This is a genomic window from Flavobacterium sp. MAHUQ-57 (assembly GCF_051908335.1).
Classification (GTDB): domain Bacteria; phylum Bacteroidota; class Bacteroidia; order Flavobacteriales; family Flavobacteriaceae; genus Flavobacterium.
Window position 1 is genome coordinate 580,743 of sequence record NZ_JBPZTE010000006.1, and the last position, 23,303, is coordinate 604,045.

22 protein-coding genes are annotated in these 23,303 nt (G+C 32.6%); 11 read left to right on the forward strand and 11 right to left on the reverse strand.

Going from position 1 to position 23,303, the window contains the following annotated elements; all coding sequences use genetic code 11:
• Window positions 1-140: 140 nt before the first annotated feature.
• From ACS8MM_RS02990 to ACS8MM_RS03010, 5 genes are all read left to right on the forward strand, one after another.
• A complete protein-coding gene (locus ACS8MM_RS02990; protein WP_379712882.1) occupies window positions 141-2,990 on the forward strand; it encodes a TonB-dependent receptor in 2,850 nt (949 codons plus the stop codon).
• A gap of 16 nt (window positions 2,991-3,006) precedes the next feature.
• A complete protein-coding gene (locus tag ACS8MM_RS02995) occupies window positions 3,007-4,035 on the forward strand; it encodes a phytase (protein WP_379712884.1) in 1,029 nt (342 codons plus the stop codon).
• Window positions 4,036-4,247: 212 nt separating this feature from the next.
• Window positions 4,248-4,892 (forward strand): DUF47 domain-containing protein, encoded by a 645-nt coding sequence (locus ACS8MM_RS03000; RefSeq protein ID WP_379712886.1) that lies wholly within the window; start codon window positions 4,248-4,250, stop codon window positions 4,890-4,892.
• A 24-nt stretch (window positions 4,893-4,916) separates the two neighbouring features.
• Window positions 4,917-6,242: an inorganic phosphate transporter gene (locus ACS8MM_RS03005; RefSeq protein WP_379712888.1), complete on the forward strand. Its 1,326-nt coding sequence runs from the start codon at window positions 4,917-4,919 to the stop codon at window positions 6,240-6,242.
• A gap of 132 nt (window positions 6,243-6,374) precedes the next feature.
• Window positions 6,375-7,607 carry a porin gene (locus tag ACS8MM_RS03010; RefSeq protein ID WP_379712890.1) on the forward strand — a complete coding sequence of 411 codons (1,233 nt, stop codon included), beginning with the start codon at window positions 6,375-6,377 and terminating at the stop codon, window positions 7,605-7,607.
• A 15-nt stretch (window positions 7,608-7,622) separates the two neighbouring features.
• On the opposite strand, the gene ACS8MM_RS03015 is transcribed toward ACS8MM_RS03010, so the two are convergent.
• Complete coding sequence (locus tag ACS8MM_RS03015) at window positions 7,623-8,687, reverse strand: AMP-binding protein (RefSeq protein ID WP_379712892.1); 1,065 nt, start codon at window positions 8,685-8,687, stop codon at window positions 7,623-7,625.
• Window positions 8,680-9,612: a CPBP family intramembrane glutamic endopeptidase gene (locus ACS8MM_RS03020; RefSeq protein WP_379712894.1), complete on the reverse strand. Its 933-nt coding sequence runs from the start codon at window positions 9,610-9,612 to the stop codon at window positions 8,680-8,682. The genes ACS8MM_RS03015 and ACS8MM_RS03020 overlap by 8 nt, the downstream gene beginning before the upstream one ends.
• A gap of 72 nt (window positions 9,613-9,684) precedes the next feature.
• Here ACS8MM_RS03020 and arsC point away from each other — a divergent pair, with 72 nt between their 5' ends.
• The gene (arsC, locus tag ACS8MM_RS03025; protein ID WP_379712896.1) at window positions 9,685-10,026 is read left to right on the forward strand and encodes an arsenate reductase (glutaredoxin); all 342 of its coding nucleotides are present in this window, start codon (window positions 9,685-9,687) and stop codon (window positions 10,024-10,026) included.
• A gap of 73 nt (window positions 10,027-10,099) precedes the next feature.
• Window positions 10,100-12,571, forward strand: coding sequence for a TonB-dependent receptor domain-containing protein (locus tag ACS8MM_RS03030; protein WP_379712898.1), 2,472 nt, complete (start codon window positions 10,100-10,102; stop codon window positions 12,569-12,571).
• A gap of 60 nt (window positions 12,572-12,631) precedes the next feature.
• On the opposite strand, the gene ACS8MM_RS03035 is transcribed toward ACS8MM_RS03030, so the two are convergent.
• Together ACS8MM_RS03035 and corA are read right to left on the reverse strand one after the other, a co-directional pair.
• The gene (locus ACS8MM_RS03035) at window positions 12,632-12,817 is read right to left on the reverse strand and encodes a hypothetical protein (RefSeq protein ID WP_379712900.1); all 186 of its coding nucleotides are present in this window, start codon (window positions 12,815-12,817) and stop codon (window positions 12,632-12,634) included.
• Between the two features lie 81 nt (window positions 12,818-12,898).
• The gene (corA, locus tag ACS8MM_RS03040; RefSeq protein WP_379712902.1) at window positions 12,899-13,969 is read right to left on the reverse strand and encodes a magnesium/cobalt transporter CorA; all 1,071 of its coding nucleotides are present in this window, start codon (window positions 13,967-13,969) and stop codon (window positions 12,899-12,901) included.
• A gap of 327 nt (window positions 13,970-14,296) precedes the next feature.
• Here corA and hutI point away from each other — a divergent pair, with 327 nt between their 5' ends.
• Window positions 14,297-15,532 carry an imidazolonepropionase gene (hutI, locus tag ACS8MM_RS03045; RefSeq protein ID WP_379712904.1) on the forward strand — a complete coding sequence of 412 codons (1,236 nt, stop codon included), beginning with the start codon at window positions 14,297-14,299 and terminating at the stop codon, window positions 15,530-15,532.
• On the opposite strand, the gene ACS8MM_RS03050 is transcribed toward hutI, so the two are convergent.
• From ACS8MM_RS03050 to ACS8MM_RS03060, 3 genes are all read right to left on the reverse strand, one after another.
• Window positions 15,527-16,039, reverse strand: a complete 513-nt coding sequence (locus tag ACS8MM_RS03050) for a DinB family protein (RefSeq protein WP_379712906.1) — start codon at window positions 16,037-16,039, stop codon at window positions 15,527-15,529. The genes hutI and ACS8MM_RS03050 overlap by 6 nt on opposite strands.
• A gap of 44 nt (window positions 16,040-16,083) precedes the next feature.
• Window positions 16,084-16,563 carry an Lrp/AsnC family transcriptional regulator gene (locus ACS8MM_RS03055; protein ID WP_129435333.1) on the reverse strand — a complete coding sequence of 160 codons (480 nt, stop codon included), beginning with the start codon at window positions 16,561-16,563 and terminating at the stop codon, window positions 16,084-16,086.
• Window positions 16,564-16,634: 71 nt separating this feature from the next.
• A complete protein-coding gene (locus tag ACS8MM_RS03060) occupies window positions 16,635-17,789 on the reverse strand; it encodes a M14 family metallopeptidase (protein WP_379712908.1) in 1,155 nt (384 codons plus the stop codon).
• Between the two features lie 299 nt (window positions 17,790-18,088).
• Here ACS8MM_RS03060 and ACS8MM_RS03065 point away from each other — a divergent pair, with 299 nt between their 5' ends.
• Window positions 18,089-18,601, forward strand: a complete 513-nt coding sequence (locus ACS8MM_RS03065) for a helix-turn-helix domain-containing protein (RefSeq protein ID WP_379712910.1) — start codon at window positions 18,089-18,091, stop codon at window positions 18,599-18,601.
• A 43-nt stretch (window positions 18,602-18,644) separates the two neighbouring features.
• Here ACS8MM_RS03065 and ACS8MM_RS03070 read toward each other — a convergent pair whose 3' ends face one another.
• Together ACS8MM_RS03070 and ACS8MM_RS03075 are read right to left on the reverse strand one after the other, a co-directional pair.
• Window positions 18,645-19,640 (reverse strand): hypothetical protein, encoded by a 996-nt coding sequence (locus tag ACS8MM_RS03070; protein WP_379712912.1) that lies wholly within the window; start codon window positions 19,638-19,640, stop codon window positions 18,645-18,647.
• A 73-nt stretch (window positions 19,641-19,713) separates the two neighbouring features.
• Window positions 19,714-20,265, reverse strand: coding sequence for a 1-acyl-sn-glycerol-3-phosphate acyltransferase (locus tag ACS8MM_RS03075; RefSeq protein ID WP_379712914.1), 552 nt, complete (start codon window positions 20,263-20,265; stop codon window positions 19,714-19,716).
• A gap of 53 nt (window positions 20,266-20,318) precedes the next feature.
• Here ACS8MM_RS03075 and ACS8MM_RS03080 point away from each other — a divergent pair, with 53 nt between their 5' ends.
• Window positions 20,319-20,990, forward strand: a complete 672-nt coding sequence (locus ACS8MM_RS03080; RefSeq protein ID WP_379712916.1) for a spermidine synthase — start codon at window positions 20,319-20,321, stop codon at window positions 20,988-20,990.
• On the opposite strand, the gene ACS8MM_RS03085 is transcribed toward ACS8MM_RS03080, so the two are convergent.
• Window positions 20,987-21,946 (reverse strand): YitT family protein, encoded by a 960-nt coding sequence (locus tag ACS8MM_RS03085; protein WP_379712918.1) that lies wholly within the window; start codon window positions 21,944-21,946, stop codon window positions 20,987-20,989. The two genes, ACS8MM_RS03080 and ACS8MM_RS03085, sit on opposite strands and share 4 nt — an antisense overlap.
• Window positions 21,947-22,076: 130 nt before the next feature.
• On the opposite strand from ACS8MM_RS03085, the gene ACS8MM_RS03090 reads away from it, so the two are divergent.
• Window positions 22,077-22,577: a hypothetical protein gene (locus ACS8MM_RS03090; RefSeq protein ID WP_379712920.1), complete on the forward strand. Its 501-nt coding sequence runs from the start codon at window positions 22,077-22,079 to the stop codon at window positions 22,575-22,577.
• On the opposite strand, the gene kdsB is transcribed toward ACS8MM_RS03090, so the two are convergent.
• Window positions 22,578-23,303 carry a 3-deoxy-manno-octulosonate cytidylyltransferase gene (kdsB, locus tag ACS8MM_RS03095; protein WP_379712922.1) on the reverse strand — a complete coding sequence of 242 codons (726 nt, stop codon included), beginning with the start codon at window positions 23,301-23,303 and terminating at the stop codon, window positions 22,578-22,580. It lies immediately after the preceding gene.

Consider the following 23,303-nt stretch of genomic DNA (forward strand, 5'->3'; position numbering starts at 1 on the left):
TTTCTTCAATGTAAAATTTGAATTAATGTTGCCTTTCAATTACGTCTGAATTTGTCTTTGTTGCCTCTTTGTTGCCTTGTTATTTTCCTTGTAAAGCATTGTTAAATATAGCTTTGTCGATGAAAATTAAAACTTATCAAATGAAAAATTTAACTATTTTAAAACAGCTGTTTGTAACGGTATTGCTACTGTTTTCAATCTTCGAAATGGCTGCTCAAAACGGCTCCATTAAAGGAAAAGTAATAGATGAAAATTCCTTTCCATTACCCGGCGCTAAACTCTACATCGAATCAATTAAAAAAGAAGTCTACACCGATTTTGATGGCAGCTTCGTACTTGTATCTATTCCTAAAGGAACATACACTTTAAAAGTTGCTTATTTAGGTTTCACACCTTCTGATACACAGATAGTGATTGAAGAAACCAAAACATTAACCCTTACTATTAGCTTATCGCCAGACACAAAAGAATTAAATGAAATTGAAGTAGAAGGTTTTCGTAACGACGGACAAGCAAAAGCATTAAATACACAAAAAAACAAAGAGAATATCACCACTATTATTTCAACAGATCAAATTACAAAATTTCCCGATTCAAATATTGGAGATGCTGTAAAACGTGTCCCAGGAATTACAATGCAAGTCGATCAGGGAGAGGCCAGAAATATCATTGTTCGAGGCTTGTCACCTCAATTAAACTCAGTTACTTTAAACGGGAGTCGCATTCCCTCGGCCGAAGGCGATAATAGGAACGTTCAAATGGACTTGATTCCTACCGATATGATTCAAACCGTTGAAGTTAACAAGGCAATTACACCCGACATGGATGCAGATGCTTTGGGCGGTTCGGTAAATCTTATCACCAAAACTTCTCCACAAAAATTTCGCTTATCGACAACATTAGGAAGTGGAATTAGTTATATTACCAATAAACGTATCTTAAACGGTTCTTTTCTTATAGGTGACCGAACTGAAAATGGCAAATTGGGATGGCTTGTTTCTACATCTTTCAACGATCGAATTTTTGGAAGTGATAATATTGAAGCCGAATGGGAAGATGAATTCGAATACAACAACGGTGATCCCGATAATCTGGAAGAAGTTGAAGTAAATCCTTATGCAAAACAAGTCGAAGCCAGAGAATACCGAATTCAGCGTATCAGAAGAAGTATTTCTGCAAATTTTGATTACAAATTAGACAATGCAAATACCTTATATTTTAAATCGATTTACAATTGGCGCGATGATCGTGAAAACCGATTTGCTTTCGGACAGGAAATTTTAGATGGTGAAGCAATCAATACTGGCGACTTTACTGTTGATGGAAATGGTAATTTACTTTCTTTCCCCATTGAAGCTACCAGAGAAAACAAACAAGGAATTGCGGGTGGTCGTAATAAAAGTGCACGTTTAGAAGACCAACGCATGCAGAATTATAGTATTGGAGGTAATCATTTAATCAATAATCTACAAGTGGATTGGTTAGCATCCTATGCGTATGCTTCTGAGAAAAAAGACCATGAACGATACGTAGCTTACAAAAATGAGTATTCCATTAATTATAATAATGATGCTGAAAAACCTTGGTTTACTCCTAGTAACGAAGCCGATGCAGAATATACCAATTTTGAATTTGATGAATTAACCGATGAAACCAATCATACAAATGAAAAAGACATCAATTTAGTAACCAATTTTCAATTGCCACTGTCTTTTATTAAGGGGCAAACCGGTAATTTTAAATTCGGTGTTAAAACCCGATTGAAAGACAAAATTAGAAACAATCATTTCACAGAATATAGTCCTCTTGGCTCAGAAATGGAAACCTTAGGCGACATTCCAGTTACTAATTATACTGATTCCGATTTCTTAGCAGGAAGTCAATACCAAACCGGATATTTTGCCAATATTGATTTCATCGGAAATTTAGACTTAAACAATACGACACTTTTTGAAGCCGAAGACAAACCTGAAGAATATACAACCGCAAATTTTAGTGTAAAAGAAAATGTATATGCTGGTTATGCTCAATTTAACCAAAAAATCTCGGATAAATGGAGTGTTTTAGCTGGAATCCGAATTGAAAACACTTCAATTGAAAGTAAAGGAAATGAAATTATATTTAATGAAGATGGCGATTTTGAGAGTACAAACGCATTAACCGATAAAAATTCATATACGAATGTATTGCCAAGTATCCATTTTAAATACAATGCCACCAACAACACAATAGTAAGAGCTGCGTGGACCAACACTTTGGCACGAGCGAATTATATTGATTTGGTTCCATATAAAGAAACCAATCGTGAAGAAGAAGAAATTTATTTGGGTAACCCTAATCTGACTCCAACTACTTCAATGAATTTTGATTTCATGGCAGAACATTATTTCAAATCGGTAGGAATACTTTCAGGAGGATTATTTTACAAGAAAATCAATGATTTTATTTATACATTCCAATCCGAAAATACAGATGGATACGATGTATTTAAGCCAATGAACGGTGATAATGCTTCGATTCTAGGAGCCGAATTTTCATTCCAAAGACGATTGGATTTTTTACCTGGATTCGCTAAAAATTTCAGTATTTATCTGAATTACACTCATATTACCTCCAAAGCCAAAGGCATCAGAAACGAAGATGGGGAATTGCGTGGCGAGTTGGATTTACCACAAGCCACACCAAACATTTTGAATGGTTCGATTAATTATACTACAAAACGATTCAGTTTGAGATTATCAGGAAATTTTTCAGATGCTTATCTGGATGAATTGGGCGGCCGTGCATTTGAAGACCGTTACTATGACAAACAATTCTTTGTGGATTTCAATGCCAATGTAAATTTCACTAAAAACCTAAGCTGTTTTTTAAATTTGAATAACCTGACCAATCAACCATTACGTTACTATCAGGGAATTTCTTCAAGAGTTTCACAATTGGAATACTATGGAAAAACATTCAATCTCGGCTTAAAATACGACCTTTATTAATTACAAAACAGATAACATGAAACTAAATATATTCCTTTACACAGCCATTATAATTCTTGCTTTGGGTTGCAAAAAAGACAATGAATTGAGCGAAATTAAACCCGATATTATTACAGAAAAAACCATTAATGATACCGATGATCCAGCTATTTGGGTTAATCCTGAAAATCCATCGGAAAGCATCATTTTCGGAACCGACAAAGAAACCAACGGCGCCATATATGCCTTCGATTTGAATGGGAAAATCATCGAAAAGAAAACGATCCGAAATTTACAGCGTCCCAATAATGTTGATTTGGCGTATGATTTCAAAATCAATGACACAACAACAGTTACTCTATTGGCGTTTACCGAGAGAGAAAAAAATCAAATTAGGATTTATTCTGTGCCTGACATGAAACCGGTAGATAATGGAGGAATCAAAGTTTTTACTGACGAAGCTAAACCCAATTATAGATTACCAATGGGAATAGCGTTGTATCTTTCTCCTATAAACAAAAAGATGTATGCAATCGTTGGAAGAAAAGATGGTCCAAAACAAAACTATCTCTATCAATACGAATTACAAGCAGTTAATAATCAAATCAAAGCTATTTTGGTCCGAAAGTTTGGTAGTTTCAGCGGAAAAAAAGAGATTGAAGCCATCGCTGTAGATAACGAAAATGGCTACATCTATTATTCAGATGAAGAATTTGGAGTGCATAAATACTATGCTGAACCTTCCAAAGGAAATCAAGAAATTTCTCTTTTTGGACAAGATAAATTCTTAACTGACATTGAAGGTATAGCCATTGCAAAGACTTCAGAAAAAGAAGGATATCTTTTGATTTCAGACCAGCAACGAGGAACGTTTAATGTGTTTGACAGAAAAACGAATCAATTCATTAAAGCCATTGATTTAACTACAGTTGAAACCGATGGATGCGATGTAACAACAGCTAATTTAGGCAATCAATTTCCAAAAGGAATTTTTGTAGCCATGAACGATTCAAAAGAGTTTTTCGTCTATGATTACGGGAAAATCTTGAAAGAAATACAAAAGTAAGTTGTGTTTTAATTTTTTTGACAAAGTGGGTTGAATTTCAATCCACTTTGTTGCTTTGCAATAGTTTATGCAATAGATTTACCAATTCTTTCACAAATCGATTTTTTTTCAATATTACCAAATTGTTACCTAAATGTTAATAGGAGTTTGATATTAACTTAATAATTTCTTAACATTCGACATCTACTTTTGCACCATTAAAATTAAAACTTATGAACCTAAACAGTATTTTTCAATTTTTAGTACCAAAAGACACTAAATTCTTCCCTTTGTTCGAACAAGCTAGTGGTACTTTAGTAATTTTAGCAGAAACATTGCACGAAGCAGTAAATGCTCCAAAAGAAGAAAGAGAAAATTACTTCAAAAAAATTGAAGAATTAGAAAATAAAATTGAAAATATCACTCATAAAACACAATTGGAATTAAGTAAAAACTTTATTACTCCATTTGACAGAGAAGATATCAATGCTTTAATCCGTTCGATTGATAATGTTGCAGACAATATGCATGGTGCTGCTAGTAGAATGCGTTTGTATCAAGTTGAAAAAATCACAAAATCAATCCGTAAATTAACAGAAATCAATTTAGAGGCGTGTCAGTTAATCAATACTGCAGTGAAAGAATTGAAAGATTTGAAAAATCATGGCTCAATCAAAGCTATTTGTAAAAAAATCAACAAATTAGAAAGCAAAGGTGATGTTGTATTCGATAAAGCAGTTGCTGATATTTTCGAAAACGAATCGGATGCTATCAAAGTGATCAAATACAAAGAGGTTTTATCTGCGCTTGAGATGGCTTCTGACAGATGTAAAGGCGTTTCAAACGTAATCGAACAAATTTCTGTTAAACATTCTTAATATCGATTTTTCGATTGACAACTTATGACTTTACTAATTATTATCATAGTTTTAGCCTTATTATTTGACTATATTAATGGCTTTCACGATGCAGCTAACTCCATTGCTACCATTGTTGCAACTAAGGTGTTAACGCCATTCCAAGCTGTTGTTTGGGCGGCTTTTTTCAACTTTTTAGCCTATTGGGTTTTTGGATTTGGTGTTGCTGATACAGTAGCTAAAACCGCAAGTACTGCTAATATTGATTTGGTGGTTATTTTAGCCGGGATTATTGCTGCTATTATTTGGAATTTATTTACTTGGTGGAAAGGAATTCCTTCATCATCATCACACACATTAATTGGTGGATTTGCCGGAGCGGCATTGGCGCATGGTTTTTCAGGAAGAGTTACCGACCCAGAACATACTGGTTTAGCCATTGTTAACTGGTTTAAAGCTACAAAAGAAGGAGAATTATTACCTAGCGGTGTTTTAGTCGTAATTGCTTTTATTGCGTTAGCACCACTTTTAGGTATGCTTATTTCTTACTTGGTTTCGCTTTGGTTTATGTATTCTGCTAAAAAAAGTATTTATCCAAAACTTTTCACTATTTCTTTCATGATAGCAACTGTAGGGTTTTTATCTACTGTAATGAAAAGTTATGACAAAATTAAAAAACCAAGATTCGAGTCACACTTCTGGAGTGTGGTTGGAGAACCAGAAAACATTAAATGGTTATTGGTAGGATTTATCATTTTCAGCTTAAGTACAATTTGTTTATTATTCAGTAGTTTTTCTGCGGGTAGAGCGGAAACCATATTAAAGAAAACGCAGTTATTATCTTCAGCAGCTTTCAGCTTGGGACATGGTGGTAACGATTCACAAAAAGTAATGGGAATCATTGCTGCTGCTGTTGCGGTTTACATTAATACAAGTGGAATCGACGTAATGTCAATGCCGGATTGGTTACAAGTAGTATTACCATCAGAAAAAAACGGAGTTAAAATTGATGGACAAATGCCAGGATGGATTCCTTTAGCTTGTTATACTGTTATCGGTTTAGGAACTTTAAGTGGTGGATGGAAAATTGTAAAAACAATGGGATCTAAAATCACAAAAGTTACCGCATTCGAAGGTGTAGTAGCAGAATCTGCGGGAGCTTTAACCTTATTCATTACTGAACACTTTAAAATTCCAGTATCAACTACACATACAATTACAGGTTCAATTATTGGTGTTGGCGTTACTAAACGTGTATCAGCAGTTCGCTGGGGTGTAACGGTTAATTTATTGTGGGCTTGGATTTTAACCATTCCAGTTTCAGCATTATTGGCAGGTATATTATACTATTTCCTAAGAATTTTTATCTAAAAACGATATTGTCACAAAAAAGAGGCTAAACTTAGTCTCTTTTTTTTTAACTTTTTCTCAAAAAAATAACATACATATAAATTACACACAACTTTCACTAAACATTAATTCATTACAACTAACTACTTAAAAATGAAAAAAATAGTTCAATTTTCATTACTGCTTTTCTTTCTTCAGGGAATAACACTTCATGCGCAAATTACAATAACACAAACAAAGAATGATAACGATTTGAAGTTATCTGCTCTACCTTATTACAGTTTTGGTAAAGGCGTAGGCTTGACTTCTCCCGATAGTTTATTTCAATTCAATATTCGTTTCCGATTACAAAACAGAGTTACTTATATTGATAATGAGGATGAAAAACCAGCTTATGATGGTCAAATCAGAAGATTACGTCTCCGTTTTGATGGCTATGTTGGTAATCCAAAATTCTTATATGCGATTCAACTTTCATTTGCTCCTGGCGATGTTGGTGAAATTGTTGAAGGAGAAAATATCAATATCATTCGTGACGCAGTAGTCTTCTACAGACCTAATAAAAATTGGAATTTAAGTTTCGGACAAACAAAATTACCAGGAAATAGACAACGTGTGAATTCTTCTGGAGGTTTACAATTAACTGACCGATCGATAAATAACGGTAAGTTCACGATTGACCGTGATTTTGGTTTTCAGGTACATAATATGAATGAATTCAAAGATAAATTTTCGTACAACATTAAAGCGGCCGTATCAACGGGAGAAGGTCGAAATATTACTAAAAAAGCGGATGACGGTGTTGCTATTACCGGTAAAATAGAAGTAATGCCTTTAGGCGCATTTTCGAAAGATGGAACCTATTTTGAGGGAGATATTGTACGAGAAAAAAAACCAAAACTATTAATTTCGGGTGCCTTTCAACAAAATAACCATGCCCGAAAAACGCAAGGACAATTAGGTAATTATTTATTTGAAAACAGAACAATGAAATCTGTTTTACTAGATGGAATGTTCAAGTACAACGGTTGGGCTGCCATGGCAAGTTATATGTCAAGAACTACGAATGACAATGCTATCACCATCAACCCTGACGATATCACTGAGAGTAATTATGTTTTTGTAGGTGATGGTTTCGATTATCAACTAAGCTACAACACATTGTCCAATTATGAATTCATCGGTCGTTATTCTACCCAGAAAGTTGGAGCCGATATTAAAAATTTAGCGCCGGATTCAAAACAATTAAGCTTTGGAGTAACCAAATACATTTGGGAACACACTTTTAAACTACAAAGTGAAGTTTCTTTTGATAAATTGACTTATTTTGATGGTTCTTCCAAAAACAATTGGTACTTACGTTTTCAGGTCGAAATCGGAATATAAAATAAAAAATCCTGCCTAGGCAGGATTTTTTATTAGTAACTGTTGGACAATTTCTTTTCGTTTAATTTTCCCTGTTTCTGTTTCGAGAAATTTTGCTACATAAAAGACGACTTTAGGTCTTTCATATTTATCCAAAGTATCAAAAACACTTTCCTCTAATTTATTCTCAACACCTTCTACAATTAAAACCACTTTCTCACCCAATTGTTTGTCAGGAAAACTATCAATAAAAAAACGATTGCTCATTCTTTCATAAATTTTTTCTTCAATTGTTTCCGGGAAAAGCTTTATTCCTCCACTATTGATCACATTATCCACTCTGCCTTTCCAAATAAATTCAGTTGGCGAAACAATACTCGCTATATCATTGGTTATAATCAAATCGGGATTTAATTTAGGAGCATCAATCACCAGACAGTCTCTATTATCCAATGAAATTTTTACATCAGGTAATACCGTAAAAGCTTCTACCCCTACTCGCTTTGCAGCAATATGAGTTACTGTTTCAGTCATACTATACGTTTCATAGGCTTCACATTTTTTGGTTTTCAACTTATCAGCCAAATCACTATGAACTTTCGCACCACCAATAATCAACTGTTTAATTTGATCAAGCTTATCCAAAGAATTTTCAACTTGTAAAGGAACCATTGCTACAAAATCATAGTACTTTTCATTGTTATCCATCGGATTTGATTTTGGTTCAACCAAATCAATTTCCAATCCTAATACCAAAGCACGAACTAACATCATTTTTCCGGCAATGTATTTCACTGGTAAACAACATAAAGCAGAATTGCCTTCTGATAATCCAAAAAAAACAGCAGATGCCAAAGCAGAGTTCACCATCGCTTGCTTTTTCACATGTAGTCGCTTCGGTTTACCTGTAGTACCTGATGTTTGAACAATTACAAAATCATTATCATCGAACCAGTTAAGTAAAAATAAACCGGTTTCTTTGAGAAAGTCTTCATTGCTTTTACTGTATTCCTCAGCTATTTCAAGAAGTTGTTTCCGATTTAAATGAAATGCATTCCATTTGAAATTGGGATGGATACTATGAAAAAGTTCTTTAGTCATTACCACTATATTCTATAGCTTCAATATTGTTAGAGCTAGTCACTTTCCCCGTAAGTTTTTCCTTCCAATTGTTCCAACCGTATTTTTTAGCAAAAACGAACAATAATAAAGGGAAAATTATAAGCACTGGCATCACAACTTCGAAACCAGCACTTGGCTCTGAAATATCTTTAAAAACAGAATGTGTCTGAAAAGCTGTCCAATTGGCTGTAACCAAAAGTGCCATAACTAAATTATTCGCTAAATGAAATCCTAAAGCTAGCTCCAAACCTTCATCCATTAAAGTAATTATTCCAAGGAAAAAACCTGTACCTATATAATAGACAAGGACAATGTAACCTAACTTGTCTATTTCAGGATTACTAATGTGCATCAGTCCAAAAGCTATAGAAGTAAAAAGTAGTGGAAACCATCTATTTTTGGTAACAACTCCTAAACCTTGCATTAAATGTCCACGAAATAAATACTCTTCAAAGCTGGTTTGAAAAGGGATCAGTACTACTGCCAAAGCGAAAAAAACAATAAACTTTGACAAATCAAAATTCAAAACGTAATCTTCGGGAGAAAGAAAATAACTAATCAATGTTATTACTATTTGAAAAGTACCCCAAATTGAAAAAGCAAAAAAGAAACGTTTCCAATCGATTTTACTTCTAGAAGTTGTAAAACGCACCAAGGTTTCTTTCTGAATGTATTTTACCCATAAAAAAAGCAAGATCAATCCAACCAAAAAAGGTACCATTGAATCAATAAAAAAACTATTAACTCCATTTCTATTAATCTCATCCTGAATAATTTGATTTACATCTAAATTCAGCAATTTGATGGCTAAAAAATTGATAATCATTAAACCGAAGAACAAAAGTGGAAAAGGCAAATAAAGAAAAAATTTGAATTTAGGGGTATTAAACTGATCGATAAACATAGAATAGCAGGTTTAAGTTATTGTAATAAGTAATCAAATACCTAATTTTGTTACAAATTACAAATTAATATAATGATTACAATTTATCATAATGCACGTTGTTCCAAATCGAGAGAAGGCGTATGTTTTTTAGACGAATCCAAAAAAGAATTTGAAATTATCAATTATCTTGAAAAATCACCAAAGAAAAGAGAATTAAAATCATTACTAAAAAAACTTAAACTGTCTCCTATTGAATTAATCCGAAAAAAAGAACCAACATGGATAAACCTTTTCAAAGAACGCCAATTAACTGATGACGAGATAATTGAAGCAATGGTACAATATCCAATTCTTATTGAGCGACCAATTGTAGTGAACGGAAACAAAGCAGTAATTGCTCGTCCGACAGAAAAAATCAATGAAATTCTATAACTACCCCATTTAACATTACTTTAGGAAAATAAAAAAAAACGTGGCTTATTTTTGCTTTTGTAAAATCAAGCACATGAAATTTATCCAAAAAGCCTCATTCCTACTAATTTTATTTAGCATAACTTCTGGATTTGGACAACAAAAACAGGAAGGAAAAAAAATTATTCTTACAGGAAAAGTAATTGAGAAATCAACTTCTTCTCCTTTAGATTACGCTACCGTTACAATTATCGGTTTTAATTCCAACCAAGTCGTTTCCGGTGGATTAACCGATGCAAACGGAGAATTTAAAATTGAAATCCGCCCTGGTAAATTCAATATAAAAGTTGAATTTATGTCATTTAAAACCTATGAACTCAAAGAAAAATCAATTTTTGAAGATACAAACCTAGGAACAATTCCATTACAAGAAGATGCAAAAATGATTGACGAAGTAGTCATCAGAGCTGAAAGAACTTCAGTAGACATTAAATTAGACAAAAAAGTATACACTGTTGGAAAAGACATCATGGTTCGAGGTGGTACCGTTAGTGATATATTGGATAATATTCCCTCTGTTTCGGTGGATGCCGAAGGAACCGTTGCCTTACGTGGTAACGAAAGTGTACGAATTCTAATCGATGGAAAACCATCAAACATGGGAAATATTAATGATGCTTTAAAACTCATCCCTGCCGAAACTATTGACAAAGTAGAAGTTGTTACGAGTCCATCAGCGCGTTATGATGCAGAAGGTGGAGGTGGTATCTTAAATATCATACTTAAGAAAGGAAAAAACCAAGGAATCAACGGAACATTTGTAGTTTCTGCGGGCGAACCTAAAAACTCTGGAATTTCAGCTAATTTGAATTTTAAAGAGAAAAGTGCCAACTTCTTCACAACAATTGGATACAATGACCGCAGTAATCCCGGAAGCACTAAAATTGATCAAACCAATTTTAATCAAAACGAGTTTATTCGCGAAAGAAGAGACAATAACCGTTTTGGAAAAGGTCTAAACGCAAATTTTGGAATTGAACTTTTACTCGACAAATCAACCTCTTGGACTAATTCATTGAATTTTAGATCAAATAAAGGTGGAAATATAGAAAATGTTTTCTATTACAAATACGATCTAAATAAACAATATTTAGAAACCACAAAACGTTTTAACGATCTGAATTCGAGTAATGAAAACGTTGAATATGCCTCTAATTTTATTAAAAACTTCAAAAAAGATGGACATAAATTAACTGCAGATATTTCCATTTCATACAATAATGATGGTGATAATTCAATAATTGACGGGACCAAAATAGACGATAATTCATATATTTCATCAGAGAGAACACGTAAAAATGACAAACAGCAACGTAATTTATTTCAATTGGATTATGTTTTGCCAATTGGAAAAAAATCTAGATTTGAAGCCGGTTTCAGAGGAAATTATGTAAAGTCAATCTCTGATTATCAAGTGCAAGAAAAGGGAGATTCTCCGGACAATCCCTACACAGATGTTGTTGATTTTACCAATACATTCCAATACAATGAAAATGTGACTGCTGCTTACACTCAGTACGGTTCAAAAATTAATAAATTTTCCTTTTTATTTGGTTTACGTTATGAAGAATCTAAAATTGACATCAATCAATTAACCGATAATATATCCAAAACAAAAAAATATGACAATTGGTTTCCAAGCGCATTTCTTACCTATGAAATCAACGATAACAGTAGTATCGCTTTAAACTACAGCAAGCGTATTGCTAGACCGAGAGATCGTTTTATCAATCCGTTTACTTCATACACCAGCAGTGTAAACCTATTTAAAGGGAATCCTGATATCAATCCAGCTTTTACCGATGCCTACGACATTGGTTATTTAAAAAGATGGGATAAATTAACCTTGAATACTTCGTTGTATTATAATCATACTACCGATTCATTTGAGCAAGTGAGAAAAGAAACAGGAATACTTATTGACGGAATGCCTCAAATTGAAACTACTTTCTTTAATTTAGGAGAAAACAAGCGTATCGGTTTTGAATTCACACTAAATTATAATTTCAAAAAATGGTGGAAACTGAATGGTAATTTTAACTTTTTCAACACTGCTAACTCTGGAAGTTATACTTACACCAATATAAATAACCAAGAAGTTACACAAGACTTCAACAGAAAAACCAACACTTGGTCAAGTCGAATAACCTCTAAAATAACATTGCCTTATAAAATCGACTGGCAGACCAATCTAACGTATAACGGACAGCAAAAAACAGGTCAAAGCACAAATAAAGGAATTGGTGCGGCCAATGTGGCATTCAGTAAAGATATCTTAAAAGACATGGGAACCATTTCATTTAATGTTAATGATGTCTTCAACTCTCGTAAAAGAATTCAGGACACTGAACTTCCAAGTGTAATTTCTCATAGTGAAATGCAATGGAGAAAAAGATCTGTCACTTTTTCTTTTACATATCGATTCAATAAAAAGAAAACAGAGAGAGAACAAAAACCACGTCAAGGTGGAAATGGAAATGGTGATGATGAATTCATTGGTGGATAAAAAAGAATATACATAAAAAAACCTCGACTTTGTCGAGGTTTTTTATTGTAGAAACAAGCTTTAAACTGTAGCTTGTTCTTCGTTTTCTGCAAGTCTTTTGGCTGCTCTTTTTTCTTTGAAAGATTCCCACAAATAACCTCCTACCCAGTAGAATACGAAATTAATTAAGAAAATCATTAACCAAAACCCCATTGTAAGGATGGTTAAGAATAAAAGAAAACCTAAGTACTGTTGAAATTCAAACATATTTTCCGGAATTTTGAATACTTTACAAATGTAGATGTTATTATTCGCTTAAACAATACTAATTTCAATTAATTTTAAACACTAGTACCATTTACGCCATTTAAAATAATAAACCATACCTACAAACAACAAGAACATTCCTCCAAGTACCATAAAATAACCATATTTCCAATGCAACTCCGGCATATTGTCAAAGTTCATTCCGTAAACTCCAACGACAAATGTTAGTGGCATAAAAAAAACGGAAACAACTGTAAGTGTTTTCATCACTTCATTCATTTTATGGCTTTGCATCGAGAAAAATATAGATGAAGCACTATCGAGGTTACTCAAGTCATATTCTATCTGTTCCAAAAGTTCTAATGCCTTTTGATATAATCGTTCATAAAAACTATAATTTTCTTTTTCGATGACATTAAAAACATTATCATCTTTTGTCGTTTTAATGGTATGTAAAGAATCTCTTAAAGGCACAATGGCTCTTTTCAAAAAATGAAAATTATCCCGATGTTTTTCTATCTGCTCTAAAACTTCCAATTTAGTGCTGGTTTTGGAAAGATTAATTAACTCTTCTACTTTGTCTTCTTCAGCTTCTATGGTAATATAAAAATTTTCCATAACTGCATCCAAAAGCAAATACAATAAATAATCGGTCTTTTTATCTCTAACAATACCGGAATGTGTCCTGATTCGTTCTCTAATGTGAGTAAAAAAATCACTTCTTTTTTCCTGAAATGACACCAAAATACCGTCTTTCAATAAAAAACTGATTTGTTCGGCAATAATATTATCCGAATTTTGAATTGGCAGTAAGGATTTGATGTTGAAGAAAAGAATATCGTGGTATTCATCAATCTTTGTTCGCTTTGACGTGTTGAGGATATCTCCTAACATAAAATTATCCACACTAAGAAAGTCGCCAATTTCTTTGATAATAGAAACATCGCTCAATCCATGAACATTGAACCAATTGTTTTTATTAAAATCAAATTGATGAATCAATTTCGAAAAATGAGTATCTCCACATTCCGTTAAATCGTTGGTATCATAGACAAACAATTGCATTTCTGTGGGAACATCTTTGTGAATTCCTGTGTATTCTAAAAAAGTAGGAACCACCTTTCGACCTTTCTTATATTTTATTTTTCGCACTTCTACTAAATTTAGTAGTAATATTACAAAACTTTGGGTAAGAAAAAAAGCTGTGAGAATAAATCCTGACAGCTTTCCTGAATTAAATAACTAACTTCTATAGTAAAATTGATTTGTTGTCTTTTTTGTAATGCTCTTACAACTTATCAAATTTATTTTTCGTTTTTTTTATATCAGATGATATAAAAATCATATCCTACTCAAATTTAAGAAATTACATTATCATTTTAACATTTTACACCAACTATTTTTACACTTTTCATGTCATACAAAATCGAATTTCTATAAAATTCCAGAAACAATAGTACTTTTACATAAAATTGAATTATGAAGATCCTAATCAAAAATATCAAAGAACTACTACAAATCAGGGAAGCAGCTATTTCTAAAGTTTCAGGAAAAGAAATGGCTATTCTACCCAAAATTGACAATGCCTATGTATTGATAGAAGACAATTTGATTGCCGATTTCGGTTCAATGGATCAATGTCCGCAATTTGAAGTAGATTCTATTATTAACGCCAAAGGAAGAGTGGTTTTACCAACTTGGTGCGATAGTCATACTCATATTGTTTATGCCGGAAATCGTGTTCAGGAATTCGTAGATCGCATCAACGGATTGAGTTACGAAGAAATTGCCAATCGTGGCGGAGGCATTTTGAATTCCGCCAAAAAACTGAATGAAACTTCTGAAGAGGAAATTTATGAGCAATCTAAGATTCGTTTGGAAGAAGTTATGCAACAAGGCACAGGAGCAGTTGAAATCAAATCAGGCTATGGCTTAACTGTTGAAGGAGAATTAAAAATGCTGAGAGTTATCCGCAAACTATCTGAAAACTATCCGATAGCTATTAAGTCGACTTTCTTGGGCGCACATGCTTTTCCAACACAATATAAAGAAAACCATGCTGCTTACATTGATTTGATTATTAATGAAATGTTACCCAAAATAGCGGAAGAGGATTTAGCAGACTATATAGATGCATTTTTAGAAACTGGTTATTTTTCTGTAGAAGAAACTGAAAAAATCATGGAGACAGGAAAAAAATACGGTTTAATCCCTAAAATTCATGTAAATCAATTTACAGCTATCAACGGAATTGAAGCTTGTGTAAAACATAATGCATTAACTGTAGATCATTTAGAAATTGTTACCGACGAAGACATTGAAGTTTTGAAAGGAAGTGCAACCATGCCCGTTGCATTACCAAGCTGCTCTTACTTTATCAGCATTCCTTACACACCAGCTCGTAAGATGATGGAAGCTGGATTACCTTTAGCCTTGGCAACCGATTTTAATCCAGGTACCACACCTTCAGGCAATATGAATTTTGTTGTTGCAACAGCTTGCATCAAAATGAAAATGACACCTGAAGAAGCCATCAATGCAGCAACAATTAACGGAGCATATGCAATGGGACTTTCTACAACTCATGGAAGTATTACAAAAGGAAAGAAAGCCAATTTGATTATTACAAAACCATTAGTGTCTTACTATCAATTGCCTTATGAATTTGGAAGTAATCTGATTGAAGATGTAATTATTGAAGGAAAGGTGTTATAAATACCTTTCCTTGATTACATTCTGATGATGAATGCAATGACCGGTAACAATATATCCGATTGCTCTTACTGATATTTCCTTACCGTTAGCAATTCCTTTACTTAATAGCATTTCTTCCGAAAAACTCTCAAATAAACAAATTGTCGCCTTTCGAACCATTAAAAACTCCTGAAGTAAATCGGACATACTTCTTCGATTAGCATCCGCTACAGGAACATAATCATTTTCTTCGAAACCAGTCAAGGGAGTTCGATCAAAACGAGCCATTCTAAGCGCTCTGTAAACAAAAATCCGCTCTGCATCTATTATATGCTGTACAATATCTTTAATAGTCCATTTTTCAGGCTGATAACGGTACTCGTATTTATTGTCGGGAACAATATTTTCTATAAAGTTAAAAAAATCATTCATGTTATCTTCTAAGCCATCAACGATGTCAAGAGACTTAACCGCATTGATATACGGTATGTAGTGTTCAGGAAATTCTCCTGGCTGTAAGTTTTTCATGACATAAAGATAAAAAAAAGACCTTAAAAAAGGCCTTTCATATCTTACATTTCTCTAAAAATGGTGTGCATCAATCTTTTTTTATCGTTGATACTCTCGTCAAGAGAAATCATTGTTTCTGTTCTGTATACTCCTTCGATATCGTCAATCATGTAGATAACATCTTTTGCATGTTTTGTATCTCTAGCTCTAATTTTACAAAAAATATTAAACTTCCCAGTTGTTACGTGTGCAACGGTTACGTAAGGGATTTCATTAATTCTTTCCAAAACAAATTTCGTTTGAGAAGTATTATTTAAGAAAACACCAACATAAGCTATGAATGAATAACCTAATTTTTCATAATCCAATGTCAACGATGAACCTTGAATAATACCTGCATCTTCTAATTTCTTTACACGAACGTGAACGGTTCCTGCTGAAATTAATAGTTTTTTTGCGATATCAGTGAATGGAATTCTTGTGTTATCAATTAACATATCCAGAATCTGGTGATCTACTTCATCTAAACGAAATTTACTCATAACGTATCTCTTTAATTTAACTTTACTATTTATGTTTGTTGTTTGTGCTTTTTTAAAACGTGGCAAAAATACTACATTTTAATTATTCCATTCTCAAATTTAATGTTATCGTTTAAATAAAAATCGGCTCTTTTACCTATTTCTGGAATATTATTCGATGCGTCTGAATATAAACCTTCTTTCCCATCGTATTCCAAATGCCCAATTGTGTTTAGATTTTCATCAACTTCAACAATAAACGCTTCAAACTCAACTTTATTATCTTTAAGAACTTCTTTAAATTGAATGGCAAAATTAGTAATTATTTTTAAAGAATCAACAAAAACACTAAATTTTCTACAAACAATATCGACGAATTTAATATGATTTTGCGGAATTCTTAAATATTCGTTAACATTATTAACTACTATATCGTTTTCGTTTATATAGTACAAACTAGTAAGCAAAGCAATAAAAATGAATTTTCTAGTCTCTTCTCTCTGATAATCACCTTGAAAGTGACCGGCCTCAAATAAAATTGTAGGTACATTTAGTGATTGAAACATATCGCCAATACAGTTAATATTATACGAATCATCAAATCGTCCAACCTGATCTGGAATGTGTTTTTGAAGCTCATTATTCATGGCAACTATCACTGAAACTGCCTTTGAACGATTATCATTATAATTTCTTTCTTCATCGTAAGCTGGTGCCAAAAAAGAAACAGTAGCAGGATTTTGAGTATCACCGGCGGCAAAAATAGTACGTTGATCGTGTAAATTATAGCAAAAATCAGGCTGGAAAGCTTCAAAAGTTTTGCGTAATACTTGACTTTCGGGTTGTGACAAATTAACCGAATCACGATTCAAATCTACTTCATTCGCATTAACCCGAGTGTATGCTTCAGCTCCATCTGGATTTAGAATTGGTATGCACAATAAAGTGAATTCGCTTTTAAACTTAATTGCATCAGAAGTGTCTTCTTTTAGGAAATTAAACAAGTCAAATAAAGCCTTTGTAGTTGTTGCTTCATTGCCATGCATTTGAGACCACATAAAAATTTTTGTTTTTCCTTCACCAATACGAACTGCATGAATTGGTTTTCCTTTAACAGATTCACCTATAACAGAAACTTTAAAGTAGTGTTCTAAATCTTTTAATAAAGGTTCAATGTGATTATTGGTAATATACCTTCCTGAAATTGTTTGTTCTTTAAATTGTTTAAAAATTACATTAAAATCCATTCGTATTATCTTTTTACAAATGTAAACAACTTATTTTTTACAATTGTAAACTTAAAAATAGAACTATTTGTTTATTAATGTAAACATAAGATAAGCATTAATAACTAAGCCCCTCATCTCTGCTAATTATTAATTTCTAAGTAATTAATGTAAATACCTATATTATTAATTATCAAGCTTTTAAATTAATTTACATAAAGCCATAATTTACATTCAAAACTTTATTCACATTTGTAAAGTTGGTAGTCTTCTTCTTTTTATTTACATTTGTTAACAGGTAATTTAAAGCCTAATTCACAATGGTAAACATCGATGATTTCATTAAAAGATTGGAGCTAATTTTGGAATACTATAGTTTATCAGCTTCTTCATTTGCGGATAGAATAGGAGTGCAACGTTCCAGTTTATCCCACCTCCTTTCAGGTAGAAATAAACCAAGTTTAGATTTAATACTTAAAATTGTAAATGAATTTCCTGAAGTGGATTTGTATTGGATTATTAACGGAGTTGGTAATTTTCCAAAAAATGAGCTTCAAATTGAAAGCGCAATCGAAAAAAAGCCTTCTTCTTTACCTTCTTCAAATTTAGAATCAATTTCCAATGAAATAATCCAACCAATACCCACCGACCTATTTTCTGCTCCCCAAACTGAAATTGAAAATAAGCCCGTGGATGAAAATCAAAAAGAAACAGATTTAAATACGCAAAATTTTGAAAGCATCAAAGTTGATGAAGAAATAGAACAAATTGTAATTTTTTTCAAAAATGGTAGTTTTAAAATTTATAAAAACCAAAGGCCTTACTACAGATAATATTATACTAAGGCCTTTACACAAAAATTAATAACTAACTAAACTATTTCCTGATTAAGTAAACCGATGAAATTCCGGCTTCAATTCTAGAACTAATAGGTAACACATCTCCATTACTTGTTGGCATTCCGAAAACCAACACCTGTCCTCCTCCACTCAAACGTTCAGCTACATAAATGTATTTTGTTTCTTCATCGTAAGCCACATCTACAGGGTTTCCTAATTTTGAATTTGCTCCGTACACTCTAATTTGATCGTCTGAAGAAATTGTGCCCATATCTGGAGTTTCCATTAGTACATTTGTGAAGTTTTTAATTACTATAACACCTCCATCAGTACTTGAAGCAGCGCTACCTACATCCGTCAAAACCATTGTGTTATGTTTTTTTGAAAAAGTAATTCCGTGAGTTCTCACCAAACCTTGAATTGTGACTCTTTTAGAAGGTGTTATACTGCCACTTGGATTTGAAAAAAAGTCATTAAATACTACAAGATCACTCGTTAAATCAGCAACAGCATATAAAGTATTTCCATCAATATGAATACCCCAAGTTTTAAAATTTACAGTGTAAGAGTTTAATAAGGTAAATCCTGTTGCTGTTTTTTGATAAACAACCAGTTTATTTACATTACCATTCGCTGCATTTTGATCTTGCGTAACAACCACTTTGTCGTTTATGACTGCAATCTCTCTTGGGTTGTTAAAATCAGAAGTACTGGAAAAACTCAGATTCAAATTGTCCTCATTATTTTTTACCGAAGCATTTAATCCAGTATACAATTCCAAACGATTGTTGGTTCGAGAAGCAATAATAAGTTCATCGTTTTCACTGTCGAAATAGGCTCCATCAGCATCCGCACCAGCGACTGTAAACGACTTGGCTTCGGTAGTAGATGATAAATAATTAGTATAAGAAACCTTAGACGAAGTGTTACTGGTTGTAACCAATTTTAATTCATCATTTGAAGAATCATCATCATTTGAACATGATACAGTTAGGAGTCCAATGACTACCACGGAGATAAAAAAGTTTTTCATAGCTTATAGTTTTAGCGTTATAACTACATCTACGAAAAATGTAAATCTTTGGTTTTAAAAAAGTGTATTTTTTTTATTTCGTGAAACTATTTTCTGGAACTTTGCCTATAATCCCATTAAAATAGCCTTCTAAAATTGTAAAATCGACTTCTTTATCACCTGTTGGATACATCGTCGGGAAAACAATTACCTTTTTATTCTTCCAATCAAAACCTATTGGCACAATAGGAACTTCTCCTTTTAAAGCGATATAATAGAATCCCGTTCTCCATTCTGTTACTTTTTTTCGCGTACCTTCTGGGGAAATTGCTAATCTAAAAACTTCTTTTTCATGAAAAATTTTAGCAATCGCATCTACTTTATTTTCATTGGTAAAACGATTTAAAGGTGTACCTCCTACCCATTTGAAATAATAACCAAATGGAAATACAAACAATTCTTTTTTACCTACGAAATTTATTTCCATATCCATACAGCCTCTAGTAAGTAAACCTATATAGAAATCGTGCCAACTTGTATGCGGCACTACTGGTAAAACACATTTTTTTATTGAAGTATCAAATTGACCAACTATTTCCCAGCCCATCAATTTGAAAAAAATAAATTCGTAGAGTTTCTTTTTCATAATAAAAGTTTGCTCAAAAATAGCATTATATTTACGAATAGAAAATTTGATTCATGAATTTCAAGCGCATTTTAAGCTATTTTTATCCAATTACAATTCATCAAACCCTATCCGATATCAATCAAAATTTGGAAATTACCTGGAATAATGGTCAATTGGTTTTGGATTCTAAAAATACCAATTTCTCTTATGGTAGTTTACAACGCGTAATGCGAATTGGTTTGAATCGCATTGGAAAAGACCGAATAACCCAAGCTGAATCAATATTATTACTTGGCGTAGCTGGTGGAAGCGTAATACAAACTCTTCGAAAAGAATACCATACTAATGGAAAAATAACTGGAGTTGAAATTGACGAAAAAACCATTGCATTGGCCAATACCTATTTTAGTTTGAATACTATATCAAATTTAGAAATCGTAATTAATGATGCATCAGAATACATCAAAACCACATCCGGAAAATTCGATTTGTTGATTATTGATATTTTTCAAGATAAAATAATGCCTGATTTTCTATTCACTGACGAATTCATCACCAACATAAAACGTATTTTAACCAATAATGGTTTTGTATTATTCAATTCAATTGTAACTCTGAGTGATGATTACGAAAGAAATAAAAAGTTTGAAAAATTATTGCAATCAAAATTCAAAACCGTTATTAAAGTGTCTCGTGTAGAAGGTGATAACGAATTGTTCATTTTTAGCAATGAAAACCACTAATGTTTTAGTGGTCTTCTTTTAATCATTCCGCCTTTGGTATCTTTTACACTATTCATAACAATGAAACAATGTGGGTCAATTTTTTCGATTTCAGTGTTCAATTTGTTGAGTTCCAAACGGGTAATAACGGTATAAATAATTTCGGTTTCTTTCGTTTCCCCTCGTTTTCCAAAACCCCTATGTCCACTGTAAACCGTTACTCCTCTTCCCATTACTTCGATAATCATTTGTCGTATCGTATCGCTATTTGATGAAACAATCGTCACTCCTATATATTCATCGATACCTTCAATAATAAAATCCAAAGTTTTGGATGCCGATAAATAGGTAATCATGGAATACAAAGCAATATCAATCCCTAAAAAATAAGCTGCCGAAGAAAATATAAGAATGTTGATCACAATAATAACATCACCAATAGTGGTTCCAAATTTGCGACTCAAATAAATGGCTAAAACCTCTGTTCCATCAATTACAGCACCACCTCTGACTGAAAATCCGATTCCAGCTCCCAAGAAAAAACCACCAAAAATTGCCACCAATAAATTGTCATTTGTGACATTTGGAAAAGTTATTGTTGCCAAACAAAGCGACAAACCTAAAATTGCCAAGGTCGTTTTAAAAGCAAATTGTTTTCCAATAACCTTGTATCCTAATAGAATGAAAGGAAGATTAACTCCTATAATTAACCAATACAACGGAATTTCAGTTATCGCTGAAATTAATAACGAAATACCCGTAGCTCCACCATCGATAAAATTATTTGTAAGCAAAAATGCTTTAAATCCGAAAGAAGCGGAAAAAATACCGATACCTATTAAAACAAAATCTTTTAACCCTCGTTTTAAATTAACAACAAAATCACGTCTTTTTTTGGCAACCTGATATCGTGTTAACTCTTTGTCACCGTTTTTTGAAATAAATCGTAAAATAATCTTAGAAAGGATCGACTTCATATTTTATCTGGTTTTCTATAAAAATACGAAATTCATTTGATATCAAAATTGTGAAATTGTACACTTTTGAATAACTAAAAGAAATGCATTAAATATATTTTGTACTTTTATTTTTATTTAATCCATTAAAATGAAATTCATCTTTTTCAATTTATTTTTATTCACTTCTGTATTTTCTTTTGGACAAAGTATTGAGAAGAAACCAATTCAAATTCAATTTGAACATTTTATCATTAACAAAGAATCTAAAACCGGCATTCAAAAAGGAAGAAATCCACTTTCTTTACTTGTGTTGGAAGAAAAAGATATTGAAAGTTACAAATCAAAGCAACCAAGCCATTTCGATCCTAAAAATTGCACCTTGAACTATAAAATTTCTCCGGAAGGAAAATTTTATTTTGTAAAAGGGAGTGTTGGTATCAAAAAAAAATCGGTTCCTGAAGAATTAAAAGGCATACCTCAATTTGACTATGAATACTATAATGATTCTACATTGATTGAATTTTTGAACGACAAGTTTTCCAAATTGAATCTCAACTATGTTTTTATCCAAAATGGCACAAAAATGACTGATTTTACTGAATTTTCAGATATTACTTTCGTCCGAAGTTTCTACTTTCAAATCAAATAATTAGAAAAGCTTTCTAGCTTTTTCTAAATCTTCTGGCGTGTCAATTCCTATACTTGCATGTGAAGTTTCAACCATACGTATACGTTTCCCATATTCCAAATAGCGGAGTTGTTCTAGTTTTTCAGAAGCCTCCAGTGACAACATTGGCAAAGTATAAAAATCCATTAACGCTTCTTTTCTGAAGGCATAAATTCCGATGTGTTTCATATAGCGCACACCTACATTTTCTTCTCTTGGGTAAGGAATTACAGAGCGTGAAAAATACAAAGCAAAGCCTTGTTGATCAACAATAACTTTAACATTATTCGGGTTTTCTATATCCGTTTTGTCTTTTATTTCGAACATTAACGAGGCTAAATCCACTTTTTTATCGGTATCATTTCTAAAGACTTCAATCACTTTTTCCAAAGGTTCTTTATCAATGAATGGTTCGTCTCCTTGAACATTAATCACAACATCGACTTCCATATTTAGAACTGCTTCCGCTATACGGTCGCTTCCGCTTTCGTGCTCCTTTATACTCATAATGGCTTTTCCTCCATTGGAAGTAATTTCATTGAAAATCAAATCCGAATCGGTTACCACAAAAACATCGTCAAACAAATGTGTTGTAATCGCTGCTTCATATGTTCTCAGAATGACGGTTTTTCCACCCAAATCCTGCATTAGTTTAGCAGGAAAACGAGATGAAGCATAGCGGGCTGGAATTACGGCAATGATTTTCAT

Excerpts from the sequence above, each read along its gene's own strand:
- ACS8MM_RS03090 (WP_379712920.1), top strand. The coding sequence starts at position 22,077 with ATGAAATTCATCTTTTTCAATTTATTTTTATTCACTTCTGTATTTTCT.
- ACS8MM_RS03015 (WP_379712892.1), bottom strand. The coding sequence starts at position 8,687 with ATGACTAAAGAACTTTTTCATAGTATCCATCCCAATTTCAAATGGAAT.
- ACS8MM_RS03035 (WP_379712900.1), bottom strand. The coding sequence starts at position 12,817 with ATGTTTGAATTTCAACAGTACTTAGGTTTTCTTTTATTCTTAACCATC.
- ACS8MM_RS02995 (WP_379712884.1), top strand. The coding sequence starts at position 3,007 with ATGAAACTAAATATATTCCTTTACACAGCCATTATAATTCTTGCTTTG.
- ACS8MM_RS03020 (WP_379712894.1), bottom strand. The coding sequence starts at position 9,612 with ATGTTTATCGATCAGTTTAATACCCCTAAATTCAAATTTTTTCTTTAT.
- ACS8MM_RS02990 (WP_379712882.1), top strand. The coding sequence starts at position 141 with ATGAAAAATTTAACTATTTTAAAACAGCTGTTTGTAACGGTATTGCTA.
- ACS8MM_RS03055 (WP_129435333.1), bottom strand. The coding sequence starts at position 16,563 with ATGAGTAAATTTCGTTTAGATGAAGTAGATCACCAGATTCTGGATATG.
- ACS8MM_RS03065 (WP_379712910.1), top strand. The coding sequence starts at position 18,089 with ATGGTAAACATCGATGATTTCATTAAAAGATTGGAGCTAATTTTGGAA.
- ACS8MM_RS03060 (WP_379712908.1), bottom strand. The coding sequence starts at position 17,789 with ATGGATTTTAATGTAATTTTTAAACAATTTAAAGAACAAACAATTTCA.
- ACS8MM_RS03050 (WP_379712906.1), bottom strand. The coding sequence starts at position 16,039 with ATGAAAAACTTACAGCCAGGAGAATTTCCTGAACACTACATACCGTAT.
- ACS8MM_RS03080 (WP_379712916.1), top strand. The coding sequence starts at position 20,319 with ATGAATTTCAAGCGCATTTTAAGCTATTTTTATCCAATTACAATTCAT.
- hutI (WP_379712904.1), top strand. The coding sequence starts at position 14,297 with ATGAAGATCCTAATCAAAAATATCAAAGAACTACTACAAATCAGGGAA.
- ACS8MM_RS03005 (WP_379712888.1), top strand. The coding sequence starts at position 4,917 with ATGACTTTACTAATTATTATCATAGTTTTAGCCTTATTATTTGACTAT.
- ACS8MM_RS03030 (WP_379712898.1), top strand. The coding sequence starts at position 10,100 with ATGAAATTTATCCAAAAAGCCTCATTCCTACTAATTTTATTTAGCATA.
- arsC (WP_379712896.1), top strand. The coding sequence starts at position 9,685 with ATGATTACAATTTATCATAATGCACGTTGTTCCAAATCGAGAGAAGGC.
- ACS8MM_RS03070 (WP_379712912.1), bottom strand. The coding sequence starts at position 19,640 with ATGAAAAACTTTTTTATCTCCGTGGTAGTCATTGGACTCCTAACTGTA.
- ACS8MM_RS03085 (WP_379712918.1), bottom strand. The coding sequence starts at position 21,946 with ATGAAGTCGATCCTTTCTAAGATTATTTTACGATTTATTTCAAAAAAC.
- kdsB (WP_379712922.1), bottom strand. The coding sequence starts at position 23,303 with ATGAAAATCATTGCCGTAATTCCAGCCCGCTATGCTTCATCTCGTTTT.
- ACS8MM_RS03000 (WP_379712886.1), top strand. The coding sequence starts at position 4,248 with ATGAACCTAAACAGTATTTTTCAATTTTTAGTACCAAAAGACACTAAA.
- ACS8MM_RS03075 (WP_379712914.1), bottom strand. The coding sequence starts at position 20,265 with ATGAAAAAGAAACTCTACGAATTTATTTTTTTCAAATTGATGGGCTGG.
- ACS8MM_RS03010 (WP_379712890.1), top strand. The coding sequence starts at position 6,375 with ATGAAAAAAATAGTTCAATTTTCATTACTGCTTTTCTTTCTTCAGGGA.